This window comes from Streptomyces sp. NPDC039424 (assembly GCF_055639495.1).
This window is the reverse complement of sequence record NZ_JBVKAI010000003.1, coordinates 106921-128570: the sequence shown is the minus strand read 5'-3', so window position 1 is coordinate 128570 and position 21650 is coordinate 106921. Positions and strand designations below refer to the sequence as shown.

Annotated in this window: 12 protein-coding genes; 4 read left to right on the top strand and 8 right to left on the bottom strand. The window is 70.3% G+C overall.

Going from position 1 to position 21650, the window contains the following annotated elements; translation table 11 throughout:
- Nucleotides 1-25 precede the first annotated feature (25 nt).
- From pulA to ACZ7L0_RS08750, 6 genes are all read right to left on the bottom strand, one after another.
- Nucleotides 26-5419 carry a pullulanase-type alpha-1,6-glucosidase gene (gene pulA / locus ACZ7L0_RS08775; protein WP_471241719.1) on the bottom strand — a complete coding sequence of 1798 codons (5394 nt, stop codon included), beginning with the start codon at nt 5417-5419 and terminating at the stop codon, nt 26-28.
- Between the two features lie 165 nt (nt 5420-5584).
- The gene (locus ACZ7L0_RS08770; protein WP_471241718.1) at nt 5585-6958 is read right to left on the bottom strand and encodes an alpha-amylase; all 1374 of its coding nucleotides are present in this window, start codon (nt 6956-6958) and stop codon (nt 5585-5587) included.
- A 134-nt stretch (nt 6959-7092) separates the two neighbouring features.
- Nucleotides 7093-8784: a glycoside hydrolase family 13 protein gene (locus ACZ7L0_RS08765; RefSeq protein ID WP_471241717.1), complete on the bottom strand. Its 1692-nt coding sequence runs from the start codon at nt 8782-8784 to the stop codon at nt 7093-7095.
- A gap of 142 nt (nt 8785-8926) precedes the next feature.
- Nucleotides 8927-9832, bottom strand: a complete 906-nt coding sequence (locus ACZ7L0_RS08760; RefSeq protein WP_471241716.1) for a sugar ABC transporter permease — start codon at nt 9830-9832, stop codon at nt 8927-8929.
- 19 nt (nt 9833-9851) lie between these two features.
- Complete coding sequence (locus tag ACZ7L0_RS08755) at nt 9852-10856, bottom strand: carbohydrate ABC transporter permease (protein ID WP_471241715.1); 1005 nt, start codon at nt 10854-10856, stop codon at nt 9852-9854.
- A gap of 101 nt (nt 10857-10957) precedes the next feature.
- The gene (locus tag ACZ7L0_RS08750; protein ID WP_471241714.1) at nt 10958-12232 is read right to left on the bottom strand and encodes an extracellular solute-binding protein; all 1275 of its coding nucleotides are present in this window, start codon (nt 12230-12232) and stop codon (nt 10958-10960) included.
- A gap of 391 nt (nt 12233-12623) precedes the next feature.
- On the opposite strand from ACZ7L0_RS08750, the gene ACZ7L0_RS08745 reads away from it, so the two are divergent.
- Nucleotides 12624-13658: a LacI family DNA-binding transcriptional regulator gene (locus ACZ7L0_RS08745; RefSeq protein ID WP_471241713.1), complete on the top strand. Its 1035-nt coding sequence runs from the start codon at nt 12624-12626 to the stop codon at nt 13656-13658.
- A 75-nt stretch (nt 13659-13733) separates the two neighbouring features.
- Nucleotides 13734-14591 carry a phosphatase PAP2 family protein gene (locus tag ACZ7L0_RS08740; protein WP_471241712.1) on the top strand — a complete coding sequence of 286 codons (858 nt, stop codon included), beginning with the start codon at nt 13734-13736 and terminating at the stop codon, nt 14589-14591.
- Between the two features lie 16 nt (nt 14592-14607).
- On the opposite strand, the gene ACZ7L0_RS08735 is transcribed toward ACZ7L0_RS08740, so the two are convergent.
- Nucleotides 14608-17607, bottom strand: coding sequence for a bifunctional [glutamine synthetase] adenylyltransferase/[glutamine synthetase]-adenylyl-L-tyrosine phosphorylase (locus tag ACZ7L0_RS08735; RefSeq protein WP_471241711.1), 3000 nt, complete (start codon nt 17605-17607; stop codon nt 14608-14610).
- A 265-nt stretch (nt 17608-17872) separates the two neighbouring features.
- Here ACZ7L0_RS08735 and ACZ7L0_RS08730 point away from each other — a divergent pair, with 265 nt between their 5' ends.
- Together ACZ7L0_RS08730 and ACZ7L0_RS08725 are read left to right on the top strand one after the other, a co-directional pair.
- Nucleotides 17873-19564 (top strand): zinc ribbon domain-containing protein, encoded by a 1692-nt coding sequence (locus tag ACZ7L0_RS08730; protein ID WP_471241710.1) that lies wholly within the window; start codon nt 17873-17875, stop codon nt 19562-19564.
- Nucleotides 19565-19576: 12 nt separating this feature from the next.
- Entirely contained in the window at nt 19577-21244 is a 1668-nt protein-coding gene (locus ACZ7L0_RS08725; RefSeq protein WP_471241709.1) for a serine/threonine-protein kinase, read from the top strand.
- Nucleotides 21245-21323: 79 nt separating this feature from the next.
- On the opposite strand, the gene ACZ7L0_RS08720 is transcribed toward ACZ7L0_RS08725, so the two are convergent.
- On the bottom strand, nt 21324-21650 hold a 327-nt coding region (locus ACZ7L0_RS08720; RefSeq protein ID WP_471241708.1), incomplete at its 5' end, for a hypothetical protein.

The window sequence follows — 21650 nt, the reverse complement described above, 5'->3', positions numbered from 1 at the left end:
CCCCACCCACGCTAGTGCGCGCTCGTCAGGACCGGGTGAACACCGCCACGGTTCGACCCGGAACGGCGAACGTGCCCGATTCCGCCGTGTAGGCCGAGGTCTTGACGATAGGATCCGCGCCCGAAGCCTGCACCGGGTGCAGCCGGTAGTGCTTCCCGGTGAGCGCGGGAATCCGCTGCTCCTGCTTCTGGGGCGTCGCGTTGAACACCACGACGAGGTCACCGAGCCGCATGGTGATCACGCCGGGCGTCTCGTCCTTCCCGGACAGCGGGAAGGACAGCCGGGACTGCACCCGCTCGGCCGTGCCGAGGGAGAAGGACTGCTCCGTCGTACGGATGCGCAGCAGGTCCCGGTACGCGGCCGAGGCGCCCTCGATCTGCGGGCACTTGACCGTGATCGAGCTCAACAGGGGCTTGGCGTAGGCCCACTTGGACTGGTTGTCGGCCGCCATCGGCAGGCCCCGGCCGAAGCCGTTGCCGTCCGCGCAGTTCCAGTGGATCGCGTTGAACCAGTCGCCGCTGTCGAAGGAGTTGCGGTCCAGCGACTTGGAGCGCAGCAGGTCGGTGCCCGCCTGGGAGAGCGCCGGGCCCTGCGAGAGGGCCGCCGTGGCCATCGCCAGGACCTGCATGCGGGCCCGGTCGGAGGCGGAGGTGTCCTTGGGGAGCTTGTAGGCGAGGGCGTCGAACAACGACTCGTTGTCGTGCGCGTCGACGTAGGCGAGGGCGTCGCCGGGCGCGTCCGCGTACCCGGCCGGGGCGCCGTTGTAGTCGATCTCCGCGCCGGTGACCTCCTTGCCGCCGGAGTCCGTGAACCGGTACTTCGCGAGGTTGCCGGTCAGGCCGACCTTGATCAGGTCCTGGTAGTGCAGGAGACGGGACTTCTGTTCCGCCTCGGTTCCGTTCGCCGTGGCGGAGTTGGGGTCGGTGTACAGCCCGGACGCGAAGCCCTGGACGCCGGGGTCGGAGTCGAAGGGGCCGCCGCCGCGCACGGCGTCACGGGCGCGGTCGGAGAAGGTGGCGATGCCCGTGCCGGCCATGTTCTTCTGCGTGGCCTGGACGAACCGGGCGTCGTCGGCGACCTCGCCGAAGTTCCAGCCCTCGCCATACAGGATGATCTTCTTGCCGTCCACGCCGTCCTTCTCGGGGGTGAGGGCGTCGAGGGCCTTGCGGACGGCGAGGATGTTGGCCTTGGGGTGGTGGCCCATCAGGTCGAAGCGGAACCCGTCGACCTTGTACTGCCTGGCCCAGGTGACGATCGAGTCCACCACCAGCTTGCCCATCATGGCGTTCTCGGGCGCGGTGTTGGCGCAGCAGGTGCTGTCGGCCACGCTGCCGTCGGCGAGGAGCCGCTGGTAGTAGCCCGGCACGATCCTGTCGAGGACGCTGGTGTCCGCCTGCCCACTGGCCGCCGTGTGGTTGTAGACGACGTCCATGACGACCCTGAGGCCGTCCTCGTTGAGCGCCTTGACCATCCTGCGGAACTGGACCGTACGGGCCGTGCCGTCCGGGTCGGTGGTGTAGGAGCCCTCCGGAACCGTGTAGTGGTACGGGTCGTAGCCCCAGTTGTAGGCGTCCTTCGCGGCGGTCTTCGCCACGCAGCGCTGCTGCTGGTCGGAGTCGGGCGCGTAGGAGGCCAGGTCGCAGTCGGTGACCGCCTGGTCGGCCTTCCTCTCGGGGATGGTGGCGATGTCGAAGGCGGGCAGGAGGTGGACGTAGGAGGTGCCCGACTTCGCCAGCGCCCGCAGGTGCTTCGAGCCGTCGCCGCCCTTGTCGGTGAAGGCGAGGTAGGTGCCCCGGTCCTTCGCCGGGACCGTCTTGTCGGCGACGGAGAAGTCCCGGATGTGCAGCTCCTGGATCTGGGCGTCCCGCAGCGGTACGGCCTTGGGCTTGCGCAGGGTGGACCAGCCGCCCGGGGCGAGGGCCTTGTCGTTCAGGTCGACGACCAGGCTGCGCTCGGAGTCCGCGGTCAGCGCGACCGAGTAGGGGTCGGTGACCTTGTTCGTCACGACCTCGCGGACGCTCGGGGCCCATACCTTCACGACGTAGCGGTAGGGCTTGTTCTTCCAGGACGCCGGACCCGTGACGGACCAGACGCCGGTGGCGGCGTCGCGGTGCATGGTCTCCCTGGAGCCGTCCAGCTCCAGGGAGACGCTCTGTGCCGTGGGCGCCCAGACGGAGAGGGTCGGCTTCCCGTCGTGGAAGACCAGTCCCAGCGTCGCCTTGCTCGCGTCGTACACGTCGTCGAGCACACCCGCGATCTGCACGCCGGTCGCGGCCAGGACCGCGCCGTTCGCCGCGCGCTGCGAGGCCACGATCTGGCCGCTCAGCGCCTCGCGCACCCGGTCGCGGTCGCGCGGGTCGACGGACCAGGCCGTGTAGTCCCTCAAGTGCGGGAACCTGGCCTTCTGGCCCTCGCTGAGCGTGGTCCTGGTCAACCGCAGCCAGCGCTCGTCGTCGCTGGTCAGCGTTCCGTCCTTGACGGCGATCGAGCCGTCGCGGGAGTAGAGCAGCTGGGTGGAGGCGGCGCCGTCGGAGCCGTTCCAGGCGAGGGTGTCGCGGTCGATCCAGACCGCCTTGGAGGTGGTCAGGTCGAGGGCCGCCGCGCTCCCGGCCGGCTGCGGCAGCAGGTACTCCTCCTGGCCGCTCAACAGCCACACCTCGTGGCCGCCGGCCTTGAGGTCCAGGGACTGGTCGGCGGCGAGGTCCTTCTCGTCGCCCTTGTGGATGATGTAGCTGAGGCTGGTGGCACCCTCGGTGAGCGGTACCTCGAAGACCGCGCCATAGGCATCAGTCTTCACCGGCTTCAGGGGGTTCGACCAGTCGGTGGGGTTCGCGGCGCCCGTCCAGACGTGCAGGCCCCAGCCGTCGTAGTTCCCGTCGGCGCGGTGGTAGTGGATGACCGCCTTGCTGGTGTCCTGCGCCGGGTAGTCGGGCCGCTGCGTGCGGACGTCCGTCTTTCCCTGCTCGACCCAGACCTCACCCGTCCTGGTGACGTCGATGGTGCGGTCGGCGGAGACGTCCTTGTTCCCGTCCTTGTCGATGACCAGGAAGCCGACGTTCGAGGCGCCGGGCTTGAGCTTGACGTAGGCGAAGGCACCGTAGGCGTCCCGGCCGACGAAGGGGTGGCTGGCCGGCCAGTCGGTCGACTCGCCGTCGGCGAGGTCGCCCCAGGCGTACAGGCCCCAGTCGGCGTAGTCGCCGTCGGTGCGCTTGTAGTGGACGATCGCGTAGTCCCGGGAGGAGGCCGTGGGGACCTCTGCGGCGGGCGGGGTGCCGGTGGCGCTGTCGGCGGTGGAGCTCGCGGTGCGCCCGGCCGAGTCGATCACCACGGCCTTGTAGCGCAGGGCGGTCCCGGCCGGTACGTCCTCGCCGATCGACTGGGTGACCTTGTACGGGGCGTGGTCGGCGGAACCGAGCGTCTTCCACTTGCCGGATCCGACCTGGGCGGCGAAGACGACGCGGTTGAGCTGACCGCCGTCGACATCCGCGGTGACCTCGACCGTGCCGGTGGCGCCGGCGGCCGGGGCCTTCAGGGTGACGGCCGGCTTGGAGGCGGGCCTGGCGAGCGCACCGGACGCCTTCAGGACGACGGAGGACCGGGCCGGGACGGTGACGGTGATCTTCCTGTCGGCGTCCGAGGTGACCTTGGTGTGGGTGCCGTAGAGGCCCTTGTACGTCATGTTCGCGGAGCCGGCCGCGAAGGTGGCGGTCTTCGCGTTCTCGGCGTTGTTGAAGGCGACGACGTACTCGGTCCTGTCGTCGCCCGTGCGGGAGAAGGCGTAGACACCGGCTCCGTCGGCCGCGTACCGCTGGGTCTGGACGCCGTCGGTGAGCGCCGGGTTGGCCTTGCGGAGCCCCGCGAGGGCGGCGATCCGCCGGTAGAGGGGTGCGCTCGTGTCGTAGGCGTCGCTCGCGTGGGTGCGGTCGGTGCCGATCTCGTCGTCGTCGAGGTAGTCGGCGACCTTGGAGGCGAACATCGTCTGGCGGGCGTCCTTGTCGCCGCCGGAACCGGTGAAGCCCTGCTCGTCGCCGTAGTAGACGACCGGGTTGCCGCGGCTGAGGAACATCAGCTCGTTGGCCAGCCTGTCCTTGGCGAGCAGGTCGGCGTCGGTGGCCCCCGGGTCGTCCTGCTTCAGGAAGTACCCGATGCGGCCCATGTCGTGGTTGCCGAGGAAGGTGACCTGCTCGTAGGCGTTGGCCTTGCCGGTCGTGTACTTGTAGTCGTCGTCGAAGACCGCCGCCAGCCGCTGCGCGCCGCCGCCCTGGGAGGCGTAGGCGCGGGCCGCGTCCTGGAAGGGGAAGTCGAGGGTGGCGTCGAGGCGGCCCTGGGTGACGTACGGGGAGGTGACGGAGGTGTCGGCGGAGTAGACCTCACCGAACATGAAGAAGTTCTCCCGCCCGTGCGCCGCCGCGTACCTGTCGAGCGCGGTGGCCCACTGGGTCCAGAACTCCATGTTCACGTGCTTGACGGTGTCGATCCGGAAGCCGTCGACACCGAAGTCCCTCACCCACCGCTGGTAGATCTTCTCCATGCCGTGGACGACCTCGGGCCGCTCGGTCCACAGGTCGTCCAGCCCGGAGAAGTCGCCGTACGTGGTGGACTCACCGGCGTACGTCGAGTCGCCCCGGTTGTGGTACATCGCCGGGTCGTTGAGCCAGGACGGGACCTTGCTCTCGCGGGTGACCTTCGGTGTGCGCGGGAAGGAGCCGGCGTCGACGGCCGGGAACTTCGTGGTGCCGTCCGCGTAGTCGCTGTCGTCGAACGGCTTCCCGTCCTTGGTCAGGTAGGGGAAGGCGCCCTTGGAGAGGTAGTCGTACGACTTCTCCTCGTAGTCCACGAGGTCGGCGGTGTGGTTGGTGATGACGTCGAAGAAGACCTTCATCCCCTTGGCGTGCGCCTTGGTGATGAGGGTCTGGAGGTCCTTGTTGGTCCCGAAGTGCGGGTCGACCCGGGTGAAGTCGGTGATCCAGTAGCCGTGGTAACCGGCGGAGGCGTTGCTCCCGGTCCCCTGCACTGGCTGGTTCTTGAAGATCGGCGCCATCCAGATGGCGGTGGTGCCGAGTCCCTTGATGTAGTCGAGCCGCTTGGTCAGGCCCTTGAGGTCGCCGCCCTGGTAGAAGCCCTTGTCGGTGGGGTCGTAGCCGGTGCTGAGCCGTGAACCGCTCAGTCCGCCCCGGTCATTGGACGCGTCCCCATTGGCGAAACGATCCGGCATGACGAAGTAGAACTGCTCGCGGGTGTCGTCGTGCCGCGCCGGTGCGGCGGCGAGCCGCGCGTCGGACGGCGGCGGGGGCGGGGCCTCGGCGTGGGCCGCGAGCGGCTGGACGAGGGCTGCGGCGAGCGCGGCGACGGTGACGGCCGCGACCCGTCCGGCGTGGGTGGTGCGGCGCGTCCGGGGCGCCGGCCATCTCGGTATCACAGGCAAGAACTCCTTGCGATTACGGCTCCGTTGGGTCCGACCCCGCGCGACCGTATCGCCGACGAAAGGTTTACAGCAAGAGGCTTGAAACAAGCGGTAAGAGTTTTCACGGCGACCTGTCGGCCGGTACCACCGCAGAAGCGGCGGTACCGGCCGGCACCCCTGTCAGCAGCTCGACTTGCCCGCGTAGATCGCCAGGGCGGTGTTGGACCCGAGGATCGCGGTGAACTGGCCGCTGGAGTTCACGGCCACCGTCGTGTTGTTCTGCACGTTGCAGTACGTGCCCGCCGGGAGGGACGTCTGGTAGGTGCGGGTCAGGGAGCCCGACTCGTGGTTGATGGCCACGTACCCCTTGGCGCCCCGGCCGAAGGCGATCGCGTCGTCGCCGTCGTCCCACCAGTTCGTGAGGGACTCACCGCGGGTGGCGTTGCGGAAGGCGACCATCGACTTGATCTCCGGCCAGGCGTGCTGGCACTTCCAGCCGTCCTGCCAGCAGGCGTTCACCGTGCCGCCGTTGGGCGGCCCCGCGTCCGCGTCGGACCACTCGTAGCCGGAGTTGATGTCGGGGGCGCCGTAGGGGTAGGCCAGCATGAAGACGTTGGCCAGGGTGTAGTTGGCGCCGTCCTTGTAGTTCAGGGTCGAGCCGCCCCGCTCGGTGTCGTGGTTGTCGACGAAGACACCGGCCACCGAGCCGCTGAGGTAGCCCCAGCCCTCGCCGTAGTTCTTGAGGTAGGCGAGCTTCTCGCTGTTGAAGACGCGCTTGAGGTCGTAGGCGTAGCGGAACTCCTGGACGTCCCCGTTGCCCGTGTACTCGGACGGCTGGACCGCCTCGCCGGAGCCGTAGATGACCTCCTGCTTCCAGTAGGCGTTCGGGTTCGTCAGCCGGGACTTGATGTTCGCCAGGTCGGCCGTGTCGATGTGCTTCGCCGCGTCGATGCGGAAGCCGTCCACGCCCAGGGTGAGCAGGTCGTTCATGTACCCGGCGATGGTCTTGCGGACGTACTCCTCGCCGGTGTCCAGGTCGGCCAGGCCCACGAGTTCGCAGCGCTGGACGTTCCAGCGGTCGGCGTAGTTGGCGATCTGGGAGGTACAGTCGTCGAAGTCGTAGACGGAGTACAGGCCGGGGTAGTCGTACTTCGTGTACGAGGAGCCGCCGGTCCCGGTGCCGCTGCCCGCCGACATGTGGTTGACGACCGTGTCGACGACGACCTTGACGCCCGCCGCGTGGCAGGTGTTCACCATGTTCTGGAAGGCCGTGCGGCCACCGAGCCTGCCCGCGATCCTGTAGCTCACCGGCTGGTACGACGTCCACCACTGCGAGCCCTGTATGTGCTCGCCGGGCGGGGAGACCTGGACGTATCCGTAGCCGGCGGGGCCGAGGGTGCTGGTGCACTCCTTGGCGACCGAGGCGTACTTCCACTCGAAGAGGACGGCGGTGACGTCCTTGGCGCCGGGCGGGGAGGCGTGCGCCACGGTCGGGGTCATGACAAGGGCGGCGGCCGAGAGAGCCAGCGCCCCGGAGAGCGATCTGCGTGCCATGTGGGGTTCCTTCGTCTTTGAAGGTTCTTGCTGAAACATTCCAGCCAACTTGCGGTGACGCAGATGTTAAAGGCCCGCCGCCTGAAAAGGCAGCGGGCCGTGTGAAGTTGATGCAAGAACTTTCAGAGGGGCCGTCAGGCCGTCGTGAACCACACCGTCGTGTCGCCCGGCACCTTCGTCTCGCCGTCGGCCTCGGTCACCTCACCGCTGGTGAGCAGGACACGGCCGTACGCCGGAGTCGTCGCCGACTCCCCCGTGGTGTTCGCGACACACACGAACTCCCCGCGCCGGAAGGCGAGGACGCCCTCGGGGGCGCGCAGCCACTCCACCGCGTCGCCCACGCCGAGGGAGGGGTGTTCCCGCCGGGCGGCGAGCGCGGCGCGGTACAGCTCCAGCGTCGAGCCGGGCTCGCCGGTCTGCGCCTCCACGCTCAGCCCGCCCCAGCTCGCGGGCTGCGGAAGCCAGCTCCCGCCGCTGCCGAAGCCGTACGAGGATCCCGTGCGGGTCCACGGGATCGGCACCCGGCAGCCGTCGCGGAAGCCGTCCTGGCCGGCACCGCGGAAGTACGCCGGGTCCTGGCGCACCTCGTCGGGCAGGTCGACCACGTCGGGCAGGCCCAGCTCCTCGCCCTGGTAGACGTAGGCCGAGCCGGGCAGCGCCAGCATCAGCAGCGTGGCGGCCCGCGCGCGCCTGAGTCCGAGCTCGCGGTCGCCCGCCGTGCGGATCTGGGTGCCGAGGCCGGGCGGGTTGGCGAAGCGGGTGGCGTGACGGGTGACGTCGTGGTTGGACAGCACCCAGGTGGCGGGGGCGCCGACCGGGCGCATGGCCTCCAGGGTGCGGTCGATGACCTTGCGGAGCTCCTCCGCGTCCCACTCCGTGCTCAGGTACTGGAAGTTGAAGGCCTGGTGGAGCTCGTCCGGGCGGACGTAGTTGGCGGTCCGCTCGACCGTCGGCGTCCACGCCTCCGCGACGAAGATTCGTTCGCCCGCGTACTCGTCGAGGATCGTGCGCCACTGCCGGTAGATCGCGTGCACGCCGTCCTGGTCGAAGAACGGCATGACATCGTTGCCCAGCAGCTTCAGCTGGTCGTGGGCGCCGAGGTCGGGCAGGCCCTCGGCCTTGACGAGACCGTGGGCGACGTCGACGCGGAAGCCGTCCACGCCCATGTCCAGCCAGAAGCGCAGGATGGAGCGGAACTCGTCGCCGACGGCCGGGTGCTCCCAGTTGAAGTCGGGCTGCTCGGGGGCGAAGAGGTGCAGGTACCACTCCCCGGGCGAGCCGTCCGGTTCGGTCACCCGGGTCCACGCCGGGCCGCCGAAGATCGACTCCCAGTCGTTGGGCGGGAGCTCGCCCTTCTTCCCCTTGCCGGGCCGAAAGTGGTAGCGGTCCCGCAGCGGCGAGCCGGGGCCCTCGGCGAGCGCGCGCCTGAACCACTCGTACTGGTCGGAGGAGTGGTTCGGGACGAGGTCCACGATGATCCTGAGCCCCAGTCCATGGGCGTCGCGGATCAGGGCGTCGGCGTCCAGCAGGTTGCCGAACATGGGGTCGACGGCGCGGTAGTCGGCCACGTCGTAGCCGGCGTCGGCCTGCGGCGAGGCGTAGAACGGACTGAGCCAGACGGCGTCCACGCCGAGGTCGCGCAGGTAGGGGAGCCTGGAGCGTACGCCCTCCAGATCGCCCATGCCGTCGCCGTTGCTGTCGGCGAAGCTGCGCGGATAGACCTGGTAGATCACCGCGTCCCGCCACCAGTCGCGGCGCTGGGCGACGGTGGCGACAGCTGACTCGGAAACGGGGCTCGGTGCCGGGTCGGCGGAGTGCTGGCTCATGGCGTCCTTGATGCGGTGGGGGTCGGAGGGTTCATGGGGATCTCGGGGTGTGTTGACGAGGCGGCCGCGGTGCCGGCGGGGTCGGATGGGCACCGCGGCCGCCACCCGCGCGGTCAGGCGCGCGGGAGCCGGCGAAGGGCGGTCAGCCCTTCGTGCCGCCTGCGGTGAGGCCGGTCACCAGGTTCTTCTGGACAAGGTAGAAGAACACGGACACGGGTATCGCGATCAGCACCGCGGTGGCGGCCATGTAGTTCCACTGCGCGTCGTGCTCGCTGACGAAACTCTGCAGACCGACGGCGAAGGTGTACTTCGAGTCGTCGAGCATGAAGGTGGTCGCGAAGGCGACCTCGCCGACGGCGGTGATGAAGTTGTAGAAGGCCGCGACGGCCAGGCCCGGGCGGGCCAGCGGCAGGATCAGCCGGAAGAAGGTGCCGAAGGGGGTGAGCCCGTCCACGCGTCCCGCCTCGTCGATCTCGAAGGGGATGGTGTCGAAGTACCCCTTGAGCAGCCAGGCGCTGTACGGCACGGCGGTGGTGCAGTTGACGACGATCAGGGCCCAGTAGGTGTCGATGAGACCGAGTTCGCCGAAGATCTCGTACATCGGCACGATCAGGATGGCGATCGGGAAGGCCTGGGTGAGCAGCAGCACCCACATCAGCGGCTTGTACCCCGGGAAGCGCATGCGCGAGACGGCGTAGCCGGTGGTCGCGGCGACGAAGACGCCGATCAGGGTGGTGCCCAGGGCCACGATCATCGTCGACTTGAACCAGTCGAAGAACGCGGTGTGCTGGAGCACGAAGCTGTAGTTGGAGAAGGTGAGCTTGTCCAGGATCCTGCCGGGGTGCAGGTAATCGTCCTTGTCCGGGCCGAGGGACAGGAAGAACAGCCAGGCCACCGGGGCCAGTGCGATCAGGCTCGCCACGGCGAGGCCGCCGTGCAGCAGGGCGGCGCCGAGCGGGCCGCGCTCGCCGTGCCGGCGGGTGCGGCGCGGGGCCTGCGCGCTGGGGGCGGGCCCGGCCTCGGTCTTTTCGAGGGTCGTGGTGCTCATGGCGGCGGCTCCTGCGGCGTCAGACGGCGAGCTGGTCATTGCGCTTCAGCCAGCGGAAGTAGAAGGACGTGAAGACGGTCAGGATCGACAGCAGCAGGACGCCGTACGCGGCGGACTGGGCGAAGTCGCGCGGCTGCTGGCCGAAGCCCAGGTAGTAGGCCCATGTGACGAGGATCTGGGCGTCGGGCGCGCTGGTGGGGCCGAACAGCAGGAAGATGATGGCGAACTGGTTGAAGGTCCAGATGACGCCGAGCAGCACCACGGTGGAGCTGACCGAGCGCAGGCCCGGCAGGGTGACGTGCCGGAACCGCTGCCAGGCGTTCGCGCCGTCCATCTCCGCGGCCTCGTAGAGCGAGGCGTCGATGGACTGCAGGCCGCCGAGCAGCGAGAGCATCATGAACGGCACACCGCACCAGGTGTTGACCATGATCGCGGCGAACCGCTGCCAGAAGGAGTCCTCCAGCCACTGCGGCTGCGGCAGGTGGAGTGCGTCGAGTGCCTGGTTGATCACGCCGGAGTCGGCCAGCATGATCCGCCAGGAGAAGACGGTGACGAAGGTCGGCACGGCCCAGGGCAGCACCAGCAGCAGCCGGTAGAAGGTGCGGCCGCGCAGCTTCTGGTTGAGCATGAGCGCGAGACCGAGGCCGATGCCGTAGTGCAGGGCCACGCAGGCGGCCGCCCAGAAGACGGTCCACAGGAAGTGCGACCAGAACCGGTCGTACGCCGTCGGGCCGAACAGGATGTCCTGGTAGTTGTCGAGCCCGATGAACTTGTAGGTCGCGTCGATGTGGTTGACGCCGATGGTGCGCGCCGAGTTCAGGCTGTTGGCGTCGGTCAGGGTCAGGTAGACGCCCCGCACCAGCGGGTAGCCGACGATGCCGCCGAGCACGACGACCACCGGCGCGATCATCGCGTACGCGTACCAGTGCTTGTGGAATCCGTTCTTCACACGCGTGCCCAGGCCGGGCCGCGGCGCGCGGTCACCGTGGCGCTTGCCGGTGGCGCGGTCGATGGCGACTGTCATGGTTCGACACCTTCGGGGAGATCAGGGGGCGGGCCCGGGCACAGGCCGGTGGCCGCCGGATCCTTCCCCCCCTTGAGGGAGGATCCGACGGCCACTCGGGCTCACTTGCTGAAGTCGGGGACCAGCTTGGCGATGGCCAGCTCGGCGTTGCCGAGACCCTTGTCCAGCGATTCCTTGCCACCGGCGATCTTCGGCAGCTCGGTGTCCAGCGGGCCCCACAGGGAGCTGTACTCGGGCAGCGCCGGGCGCGGCTGGGCGGCGGAGAGGACGCCCTGGTAGCCGGCGATGCCGGGGTCGGCCTTGACCTGCGCGCTGTAGGCGTCGTCGCGGGTGGGCAGCGTGGAGTTCTTCAGGGCGATGGTCTCCTGGGACTTCGCCGAGGTCATGAAGTTGACGAACTTCAGGGCCGCTGCCTGGTGGGCCTTGTCCGAGCCGGCGTAGACCGAGAGGTTGTGGCCGCCGGTCGGGGCGCCCGCCTTGCCGCTGGAACCGGCCGGGACGGTGGCGATGCCGAGGTTGGCCTTGTCCTTGAAGGCCGAGCCCTTGTAGAAGTTGGTGATCTCCCAGGGGCCCTGGATGATCGCGGCGACCTTGCCGCCGACGAACGCGTCCTGGATGTGGGCGTAGGCGTCGGCGGTGGTGTCGGCCTTGTGCAGGCCCTTGCCGGAGAACAGGCTCAGCCAGGTGCCGTAGCCCTTCTTGGCCGCGTCCGAGTCGACCGTGATCTTCTTGGCGGAGGCGTCGACGGTGTCGGTGCCCTCGCCGTAGAGGAAGGACTGGGCGTAGTAGGCCTGAGTCGAGCCCCAGTAGCCGTCGACGCCGGTCTTCGCCTTGACCTTGGCGGCGTCGGACTTCAGCTCTTCCCAGGTCCCCGGGGCCTCGGTGATGCCGGCCTTCTTGAACAGGGCCTTGTTGTAGACGAGCGCCAGGGTGTCGGTGACCAGCGGCACGCCGTAGGTCTTGCCCTCGTACTGCGCCTGCTTGAGCAGGTTGGGCTTGAACTTGTCCTTGTCCGCGAGGGCCTCGGTGCCGTCCAGCGGCAGGAAGAAGCTCTTCTTGGCGAAGGCGGGGGTCCAGCCGACCTCGGAGCGCAGCAGGTCCGGGGCGCCCTTGGAGCCGGCGGCGGTGTCGAACTTGTTCTGCGCCTGGTCGAAGGGGACGTTGACGTACTTGACCTTGACGTCCTTGTTGGCGGCCTCGAACTGCTTGATCAGGGCCTGGTACGTCGGTGCCTCATTGGTGGCGTTGGAGGTGTCCCACCAGGTGATGGTCACCGGACCGTCCGACTTGTCGCTGCCGCTGTCACTGCCGCCGCACGCCGTCGCCGTGAGGGCGAGGGACGCCACCAGCGCGGAGGCCGCTATGCCACGCCGCATGAGTTCTCCTTGAGGGTTAAGCCCGTGTGCCGCGGGGGCGGTCCCGTCCGCCGTCCCCGCCGTCTTGCCGACTGCGCCGTTGCGTCCGCCGGGCGACTGGGAACGTAACAGCGATGCAAGCGTTGCGAAAGACCTTGCAGAAAAAAAGTGCAAGGGACCGCAGGGGTTACCCTGTCGTGACCTGTTCTCGACCCGTCCGCGACCCGGTTCCGGTGCCGCTCAGCGGGCAGAGACACACTTGTGCAAGACTCTGCAAGCTCTTGCCATTCGAGGCCGACCAGAAGGACGAGTGAGCGCGATGACGCAGCAACCGGCAGCGGGCCGTCCTACCGCCCGCGCACGGCGTCCGATCGGTGGGCAAGGCGATTCCCGGCCGGTACAGTCCACCCCTGTGACCACACGGCTTGCGGACATCGCTGCGCAGGCGGGGGTGAGCGAAGCGACCGTCAGCCGCGTCCTCAACGGGAAGCCGGGCGTAGCCGCCACCACCCGCCAGTCCGTGCTCGCCGCGCTGGACGTGCTCGGCTACGAGCGTCCGGTACGGCTGCGGCAGCGCAGCGAAGGCCTGGTCGGCCTGATCACCCCGGAGCTGGAGAATCCGATATTCCCGGCGTTGGCCCAGGTCATCGGCCAGGCGCTGACCCGGCAGGGGTACACGCCGGTGCTGGCCACGCAGACCCCGGGCGGGTCGACGGAGGACGAGCTGACCGAGATGCTGGTGGACCGCGGGGTGGCCGGCATCATCTACGTCTCCGGGCTGCACGCGGACACCACCGCCGACATGGAGCGCTACGAGCGGTTGCGGGCGCAGGGCGTGCCGTATGTGCTGGTGGACGGTTTCTCGCCGAAGGTGCAGGCGCCGTTCATCTCCCCCGACGACCGGGCGGCGATGACGCTGGCGGTGACTCACCTGGTCTCGCTGGGGCACACCAGGATCGGCCTGGCGCTCGGGCCGAAACGGTTCGTCCCGGTGCAGCGCAAGATCGAGGGCTTCGTGCGGACCATGCAGGACCAGCTGGGCCTGGGCGCCGAGACCGTCGAATCCCAGTTCGTCCAGCACTCGCTCTACACCCTGGAGGGCGGCCAGGCCGCCGCCACCGCGCTGATCGAGCGCGACTGCACGGCGGTGGTCTGCGCCAGCGACATGATGGCCCTGGGCGCGATACGGGCTGCCCGGCAGCTCGGCCTGGAGGTCCCCCGGGACGTCTCGGTGGTCGGCTTCGACGACTCCCCGCTGATCGCGTTCACCGACCCGCCCCTGACCACCATCCGCAAGCCCGTCCCGGCGATGGGCCAGGCGGCGGTGCGGACCCTGCTGGAGGAGATCGGCGGTACGCCCGCCCCGCACAGCGAGTTCGTCTTCATGCCGGAACTGGTGGTGCGAGGTTCGACCGCTTCGGCCCCCGGAGAGCGGAATCGTCCGTAGGGTGTAGGAAGTGCGGCCAGGACCCGACCAGCGGATGATCGGGGCTTGAGGGCTTTTCTGGCACACTCTGTGGCTATGAGTGACTCGACCGTGACAGAACCGGAAGGTCGCGAGCAGACGGCCCTTCCGCACCCTGTCACGGACGCGCGCAGGCACCGGGTCCTGCGCCGGATGCGCGCTCCGCGCCGCCCCCGGCTCTGGTTCGAGGTCCTGCTCATCGCGGTCAGTTACTGGACGTACTCGCTGATCCGCAACGCCGTCCCGGAACAGCGGGGCCAGGCGCTGCGCAACGCCGACTGGATCTGGAGGGCCGAGCACCACATCGGGGTCGCCGTCGAGCAGTCGGTCAACCACACCGTGAACGCGGTGACTTGGCTGATCGTGGGCATGAACTACTACTACGCGACCCTGCACTTCGTGGTGACGCTGGGCGTGCTGGTGTGGCTGTACCGCAGCCATCCCGGCCGGTACGCGGCGACCCGGACGGTGCTGTTCGCCACGACGGGCGTGGCCCTGGTCGGTTACTACCTGTTCCCGCTCGCCCCGCCCCGGCTGATGCACGGCGGCCACTTCGTGGACACGGTGACGGTGCACCAGACCTGGGGGTCGATGGCCTCCGGCGACCTGAAGCACATGTCGAACCAGTACGCCGCGATGCCGTCGATGCACATCGGCTGGTCGCTGTGGTGCGGGCTGACCGTCTTCGCGCTGGCGAGCGTGCCGTGGGCGCGGGCGCTGGGGCTGCTGTACCCGGCGGTGACGCTGGTGGTGATCGTGGCCACCGCCAACCACTTCTGGCTCGACGCGGTCGGCGGCGTCCTGTGCCTGACCTTCGGCTTCACGGTGGCCCTGATGTGGTACGGGGCCCTGCCGTACGCCCTGCCGCGCCTGGTCCCGGCGGGGGGCGCGGCGCTGCTGCCCGGCGAGGCGTGATCCCTCCCGCCGGCGCTCAGCCCTCGTAGAACAGCTCCTCCACCACTGCCCGCGCCCGGCGTGTCGTACGGCGGTAGGCGTCGAGCATGTCGCCGGCGTGGCCCGTGCCGTAGCCGAGGTAGCGGCCGACGGCGGCGAGCTCGCGGGCGTCGGAGGGGAACGTGTCGCCGGCCCGGCCGCGGACCAGCATGACGGCACCCCGGACGCGGGTCGCGAGGACCCAGGCCTCGTCCAGGGTCGCGGCGTCCTCGGCGGAAATGAGGCCCGCCTCGCGGGCGGCGGCCAGGGCCTCGCGGGTGCGGGTGGTGCGCAGTCCGGGTACGCGCCGGCCGTGCCGCAGCTGCAGCAGCTGCACGGTCCACTCGACGTCGGACAGGCCGCCCGGCCCTAGCTTGGTGTGCAGCCTGGGGTCGGCGCCGCGCGGGAGGCGCTCGGACTCCATGCGGGCCTTCAGCCGGCGGATCTCGCGCACCGCCTCGTCCTCCAGGCCCCGCTCCGGGTAGCGCAGCGGGTCGATCAGCTCGATGAAGCGGCGGGCCAGGTCCTCGTCCCCGGCGACCGGCTCGGCCCGCAGCAGCGCGTGCGACTCCCAGGTCAGGGACCAGCGGCGGTAGTAGGCCTCGTACGACTTCAGCGTCCGCACCAGCGGTCCGGACTTGCCCTCGGGGCGCAGGCCGGCATCGATGAGCAGGGGCGGGTCGGCGCTGGGGAGCTGGAGCAGCCGGCGCATCTCGGCGACGACCTTGTTGGCGGCCTCGGAGGCCTCCCGTTCCTCCACGCCGTCCTGCGGTTCGTGGACGAACAGGACGTCGGCGTCGGAGCCGTACCCCAGCTCGTGGCCGCCGAAGCGGCCCATCCCTATGACCGCGAAGCGGGTGGGCAGGGTCTCGCCCCAGCCCTCGCGGACCACGGCGCGCAGGGTGCCGGCGAGGGTGGCGGCCGTGATGTCGGAGACCGCGCCGCCGACCCGGTCCACCAGGGCGCCCTGGTCGGGCTCGGCCGGGTTCGACTCGGTGCCGTAGGAGTCGACGATGTCCGAGGCGGCTGTACGGAACAGCTCCCGGCGGCGCACGCCACGGGCCGCCGTGACGCCCTGGGCCGCGTTCTCCGCGCGGCCCACGGCGGCGAGGATCTCCTGCTCCAGGTGGACGCGTCCGCGCGGTTCGAGGCCGCCGCCGTCCCCGTCGCCGAGCAGGGCGACCGCCTCGGGGGCGCGCATCAGCAGGTCGGGGGCGAGGCGGCCGGCCGACAGGACGCGGGCGAGGTTCTCGGCGGCCGCCCCCTCGTCCCTGAGGAGCCGGAGGTACCAGGGTGTCTTGCCGAGCGCGTCCGACACCTTGCGGAAGTTGAGCAGGCCCGCGTCCGGGTCGGCGGAGTCGGCGAACCAGCCGAGCAGGACGGGCAGTAGGGTGCGCTGGATGGCGGCCTTGCGGGTGACGCCGGAGGCGAGGGCCTCCAGGTGGCGCAGGGCGGCGGCGGGGTCGGCGTAGCCGAGGGCGACCAGGCGTTCGCGGGCCGCCTCGGGGCTGAGCCGGGCCTCGCCGGGGGCGAGCTGGGCGACGGCGTCGAGCAGGGGCCGGTAGAAGATCTTCTCGTGCAGCCGGCGTACGACGGCGGTGTGCCGCTTCCACTCGCGGGTCAGCTCGGTCACCGGGTCGGTGCGCAGGCCGAGGGAGCGGCCGAGGCGGCGCAGGTCGGCCTCGGCCTCGGGGACGAGGTGGGTGCGGCGGAGCCGGTAGAGCTGGATGCGGTGCTCCATGGAGCGCAGGAAACGGTAGGCCTCGTCGAGCTGCACGGCGTCGGCGCGGCCCACGTAGCCGCCGGCGGCGAGGGCCTGGAGGGCGTCGAGGGTGGTGCCGCTGCGCAGCGAGGCGTCGGTGCGGCCGTGCACCAGCTGCAGCAGCTGCACGGCGAACTCGACGTCCCTGAGGCCGCCCGGGCCGAGCTTCAGCTCCCGCTCGACCTCGGCGGCGGGGATGTTCTCCACCACCCGGCGGCGCATCTTCTGCACGTCGGTGACGAAGTTGTCGCGTTCGGCGGCCTTCCAGACCAGGGGTTCGAGGGCGGCGACATACTCCTCGCCGAGGTCGAGGTCGCCCGCCACCGGGCGGGCCTTGAGCAGCGCCTGGAACTCCCAGGTCTTGGCCCACCGCTGGTAGTAGGCGAGATGGCTGCTCAGCGTGCGCACCAGCGGACCGTTTCTGCCCTCGGGGCGCAGATTGGCGTCCACGGGCCAGATCGACCCCTCGACCGTGGTCTCCGAGCAGATCCGCATCATGTGCGAGGCGAGCCGGGTGGCGGACTTCAGGGCCTTGCCCTCGTCGGCGCCGTCGGCTGCCTCGCCGACGAAGATGACGTCGACGTCGGAGACGTAGTTCAGCTCGTGACCGCCGCACTTGCCCATCGCGATCACCGCGAGCCGGCACGCCGCGTCGTCCTCGGGCGCGGCGGCCCGCGCCAGGGCGAGGGCGGCGCGCAGGGTCGCGGTGGCGAGGTCGGCGAGTTCGGCGGCGGTCTCGGCGATGTCGGTGGTGCCGCACACGTCACGGGCGGCGATGGACAACAGACAGCGCCGGTAGGCGACCCGCAGGGACACGGGATCGGTGGCCTCCGCCAGCCCCCGCTCGAACTCCTCCACCCCCGGGTGCAGATCCCGGGGCTCGTAGGTGACCAACGCCTCCCAGTCACGCGGATGCCGGGCGAGATGATCGGCCAGCGCCGCCGACGCGCCCAGCACCCCCAGCAGGCGGTCACGCAGCGGCTTGGCCGCTATCACCGTGTCCAGCAGCTCCCGCCGGGCCGTGGCCGCCCCCGGCTGCGCCTCCAACAGCCGCACGAGACCGTGCAGCGCCAGATCGGGGTCGGCGGTCGCCCCCAGCGCCTCCAGCAGCACCGGATCGTCCCGCACGGGCGCCAGCTCGGTGCTCTCCAGCAGCCGCTCGGCGGCCGACGGATCGGTGAAGCCGTGCCGCAGCAGCCGAGTGAAGGTACTGCTCCTGCGCCCCGGCCCCGTCATCCCCGGCCTCCCTCAGATCAAGGTCGTACTGGCCAGAGCCTAACCGGAACCCCTGGAGACCGCGCCGGGGCGGTGCGTGCCTGGCCGGCGGGGGGCGGGGCCGTCGGCCGGGTTGGAGGCCTGATGGAGCAAGGAGCCGTCGCTGATCACCGCACCCGCACCGCGTCGGCCCCGCCTTGCCCCTCGGGGCATCAAGGTCCAGCGTAGAGAAAGAGGGCCTTGAGCACGGGGAACGCAGGGGGGAAGCGCACGAGCGGAGTCCGCCATGACCACCGCGTCCACGCACCGCCGCCACAGCCGCTGCCGTCCGGTGGCGCGTGCGCTGGTCTCCGCATCGCTGTTCCTCTGGGGCACGGCCTGTGCGGGCACCGCGTTCGTGGCGGACCCGGCCGGTGATCCGCGCCCGCCACCCGTGTCAGCGGACCACAGGGTGTTCCCGGGCTCGGCGGAACCCAGCAGCCGCGCGGTGCCCTTGCGGTACGACATGCCCGGTGACGAGACTCCGCCGCCGACCGCCCATTCGCACGGCGGGCACGCCACCATGAAGCCCGAGAGGATCCCGCCGGAGGACTACGCGGCCGACGGCGTCGCCCGCGTCGAGGTCACAGCCGCCGTGGATGTCGCCGTCCACTGGGTCAAGATGAACCAGTACCACTTCACATCGATCGTCGACACGACCGCGGGCGGCACGGGCGCCTTCATCAATCCGAGCGGCACCCTCGTCACCTCCCCCGAAGCCGTCCGACTGGACCGAGAACGCGTCACCGTCTACGCGGTCAACCAGGCATGGCATCGGGCCCTGGGGGTGCCGCTGCCCGCCGACCCCTACCAGCGCACGCATGTGCCCGACGACCACATGCTCGACGCGGCCGTCAACAGCTGCTACCAGCCAGGCAACCCGCAGGCGCACTGTGCCGTCTCCATCACACCCGAAATCAGGGTCCACCCCTACGTCACGGCCGACAACCCGCCGACGATGAAGGCGACCCTGCTGTCGACCTCGGGCTCGGTGGCGGTGCTCTCCGCCGCCGCCCCCGGCAACACGGCCACCGTGGCGCTCGGGCCGGCCCCCGGGGCCGGCAAGCCCTGGACGGCGATCGGCTGGCGCACCACACCCTCCGCGACCGCCGAACCGGCCACCGTGCGGGGCCGGTACGACGCCCGGGGAGCGGTATCGGCTCAGGACATCGCCAAACTGCGAACGGACCTGGGAACCGGGATGTCCGGCTCGGTTCTGGTGGATGAGCGCGGTGCGGTGACCGGCGTGCTGAGTCCCACGGACGATTCGGTGGAGCTGATGTCACCGGACCAGATCACCTCGGCGCTGGACAAGAGCGGCGTACAGTCCGCGCGCGGCGCCGGTGACTCCAGTCTGGCCAACGGGCTGGAGCTGTACGCCAAGCACGAGTACCGCCACGCGTCGACGTGGCTGCACAGTGCCGCGGACGACACGGGGCAGGGTGCGGTGGCCGTCCGCTATCACGAGGCCGCGCACGCCGGTTCCGGTAAGCCCGGGGACATGAGTGACGAGGTCGACGCGCACACCGGCCACGGTGCCGCCGCCGGCTCCAGCGGCAACTGGGCCCTGATCGGGCCACTCATCGGGCTTGTCGTCCTGGCGGTCGGCGGGCTCCTGTTCGCGCTGAGGCACCGCCGTACGCGTCTTGCCGAGGCGACCGGCGGGGCGGGTGCGTCGCCCGCCGACTCCTGGGCCGCCACACTGCTCCGGGGGTTCAGAGCGGCGGAACCCGAGCCGCCCGTGGTTCCGGCAGACGCCGCGCCTTCCGCGCCGGAGGAGCACGGGCGCCCGGCTCCCGATCGGCCTGAGCCGTACCAGGAGGACGCCGAAAGACGGTCGGAAGCCAGGGGCACCTACTGCGCGCGGTGCGGCGCCCTCCTCTCCCCCGGCGACCGCTTCTGCTTCTCGTGCGGCGCTGCCGTTCCCCCCAGACCCTGAGGATCCGACGCGATGCCCACGCAACCCCGTCTCACGCTGGAACCCGGTGATGAACTGGCTGGCTACCGCATCGAGTCGTACATCGCCCGCGGCGGGATGGCCGTCGTGTACCTGGCCAGGGACCTCGTTCTGGGACGGCCGGTCGCCCTGAAACTGCTGGCCCCCGAGCTCAGCTCCCACGAGGGCTTCCGTGCCCGCTTCATCCGGGAATCGGAGCTGGCGGCTTCGGTGGACCACGCCAACATCCTGCCCATCTACCAGGCAGGTGAGGTCGACAACCTGCTCTACATCGCGATGCGGTACGTCGACGGGGAAGACCTCGGCCAGGTACTGGACCGCCGCGCTCACTCCCCGGAGGGACAGCTCACAGTGGCCGAGGTCATGTCCCTCTTCACCCAACTCGCAGGCGCGCTGGACGCCGCGCATGAAGTCGGACTGGTGCACAGGGACGTCAAACCCGGCAACATCCTTCTCTCCGGCGCCACCCTGGCGGTTTCCCAGCGCCACGTCTACCTCACCGACTTCGGACTGACCAAGCGCTCGGCCAGCCTGAGCGGCCTCACCACGACCGGGCACTTCCTCGGAACACTCGCCTACGTCGCCCCGGAACAGATCGCCGGTGGCACCCTTGACCGGCGGACGGACATCTACTCACTGGGCTGCGTCATGTTCGAGGCCCTCGCCGGCCGGACACCGTTCGCCAGGGACGACGACGCCGCCACCCTCTGGGCCCACATGTCCGAGCCCAGACCGAACGTGTCCGACTTCCGCGACGATCTCCCGCCGGGCGTCGACACGGTGCTCAACCGTGCCATGGCCCGCGAGCCGGACGAGCGGCAGCAATCCTGCCGAGCAGTCATCGAGGAGCTGCGCCGGGCCTTTCGCGCCGCGCCGACAGCCGCCGGCGCCGCATCGCATACACCGCCGCCTTCCCCTACGCGTTCACCCCCGGTCTCCACACCTCCACGCCGAGAAGCTCCGCCGGAGCCGGAGCCGGAGCCGGCTGCGGTACGGGAGCGGCCGCCCCGGAAACCGGAGGAACCACGGGCACCCCGGGCCAGGAGGGGACGGCGGACGCTGGTGTTGCTGGCCGCCCTGTTGCTCGTCGTGGCGGGTGTGATCACTGCGGTGTTCACCCTCTGGCCCGACGACTCCTGGGTCGACTCGGGAACGCAGGCCGCCCCCTTCCGACTCGAACACCCGCCCAGCTGGCAGTACCACCCGGCCACCGATTCGGTGATGTACGCCGACACCCCCAGCCATCTCATCGGCCTGTTCACCGACGGCGACGAGGAGGCGTGGCTGCGCGCCGGGAAGGTCGTCGACGACAACCCCGCCAAACTCACCGGCGTCATGCTCCGCTTCACCGAGGAGCCGTTGAAGCTCAACACACCCGCCGATGCGGCCGACGCCGTCCGCGGCAATCCCGCTTTCCGTCATGACCCCCTCGGGAAGCCGGCGGCTGTGCGCGTGGACGGCGTCAAGGGCTGGCGTGTGGACGGCACCCTCAGCAACCCGAACAGCACGGGCACGCCCGGCAGAGTCGCCTACAGCTACTACGTGCTCGGTGTCCCCGGCGGCACAGCGCATCTGGTCTTCTTCGCGCTGCCCGACCGTACGGCGGCGCAGAAGCCGACCTTCGCGCGGGTACGGGACACCATCCAGTTGCCCGAGGGCTGAACCGGGGGCGAACCAGGCCGGGACCACTTTCCGGACGGCCGCCCTTGCCGCCGACGCCGCCTGTGCGGCGCAATTGACCTCACACAGGTGTCACACAAATGGGGTGAAGGCCTCTGGAGACCTTCACCCCTACGGAATCGGCCGGCAGGGCCCAGACGTCACGGGCCGTCCGGGCCGCCGGCGTGTGACGGTCAGCCGCCGTCGCCGCCGTCACCGCCGACGACACCACCGGCACCGCCGTCACCGCCGTCACCGCCGACGACACCACCGCCACCGCCGTCGCCACCGTCACCGCCGACAACTCCACCGGCACCGCCGTCACCGCCGTCACCGCCGACGACACCACCGCCACCGCCGTCACCGCCGTCACCGCCGACGACACCACCGCCACCGCCGTCACCGCCGT

Coding starts and splice junctions, on each gene's coding strand:
- ACZ7L0_RS08765 (WP_471241717.1), bottom strand. CDS start 8,784: ATGAGCCAGCACTCCGCCGACCCGGCACCGAGCCCCGTTTCCGAGTCA.
- ACZ7L0_RS08755 (WP_471241715.1), bottom strand. CDS start 10,856: ATGACAGTCGCCATCGACCGCGCCACCGGCAAGCGCCACGGTGACCGC.
- ACZ7L0_RS08770 (WP_471241718.1), bottom strand. CDS start 6,958: ATGGCACGCAGATCGCTCTCCGGGGCGCTGGCTCTCTCGGCCGCCGCC.
- ACZ7L0_RS08735 (WP_471241711.1), bottom strand. CDS start 17,607: ATGACGGGGCCGGGGCGCAGGAGCAGTACCTTCACTCGGCTGCTGCGG.
- ACZ7L0_RS08750 (WP_471241714.1), bottom strand. CDS start 12,232: ATGCGGCGTGGCATAGCGGCCTCCGCGCTGGTGGCGTCCCTCGCCCTC.
- ACZ7L0_RS08740 (WP_471241712.1), top strand. CDS start 13,734: ATGAGTGACTCGACCGTGACAGAACCGGAAGGTCGCGAGCAGACGGCC.
- ACZ7L0_RS08760 (WP_471241716.1), bottom strand. CDS start 9,832: ATGAGCACCACGACCCTCGAAAAGACCGAGGCCGGGCCCGCCCCCAGC.
- ACZ7L0_RS08730 (WP_471241710.1), top strand. CDS start 17,873: ATGACCACCGCGTCCACGCACCGCCGCCACAGCCGCTGCCGTCCGGTG.
- ACZ7L0_RS08725 (WP_471241709.1), top strand. CDS start 19,577: ATGCCCACGCAACCCCGTCTCACGCTGGAACCCGGTGATGAACTGGCT.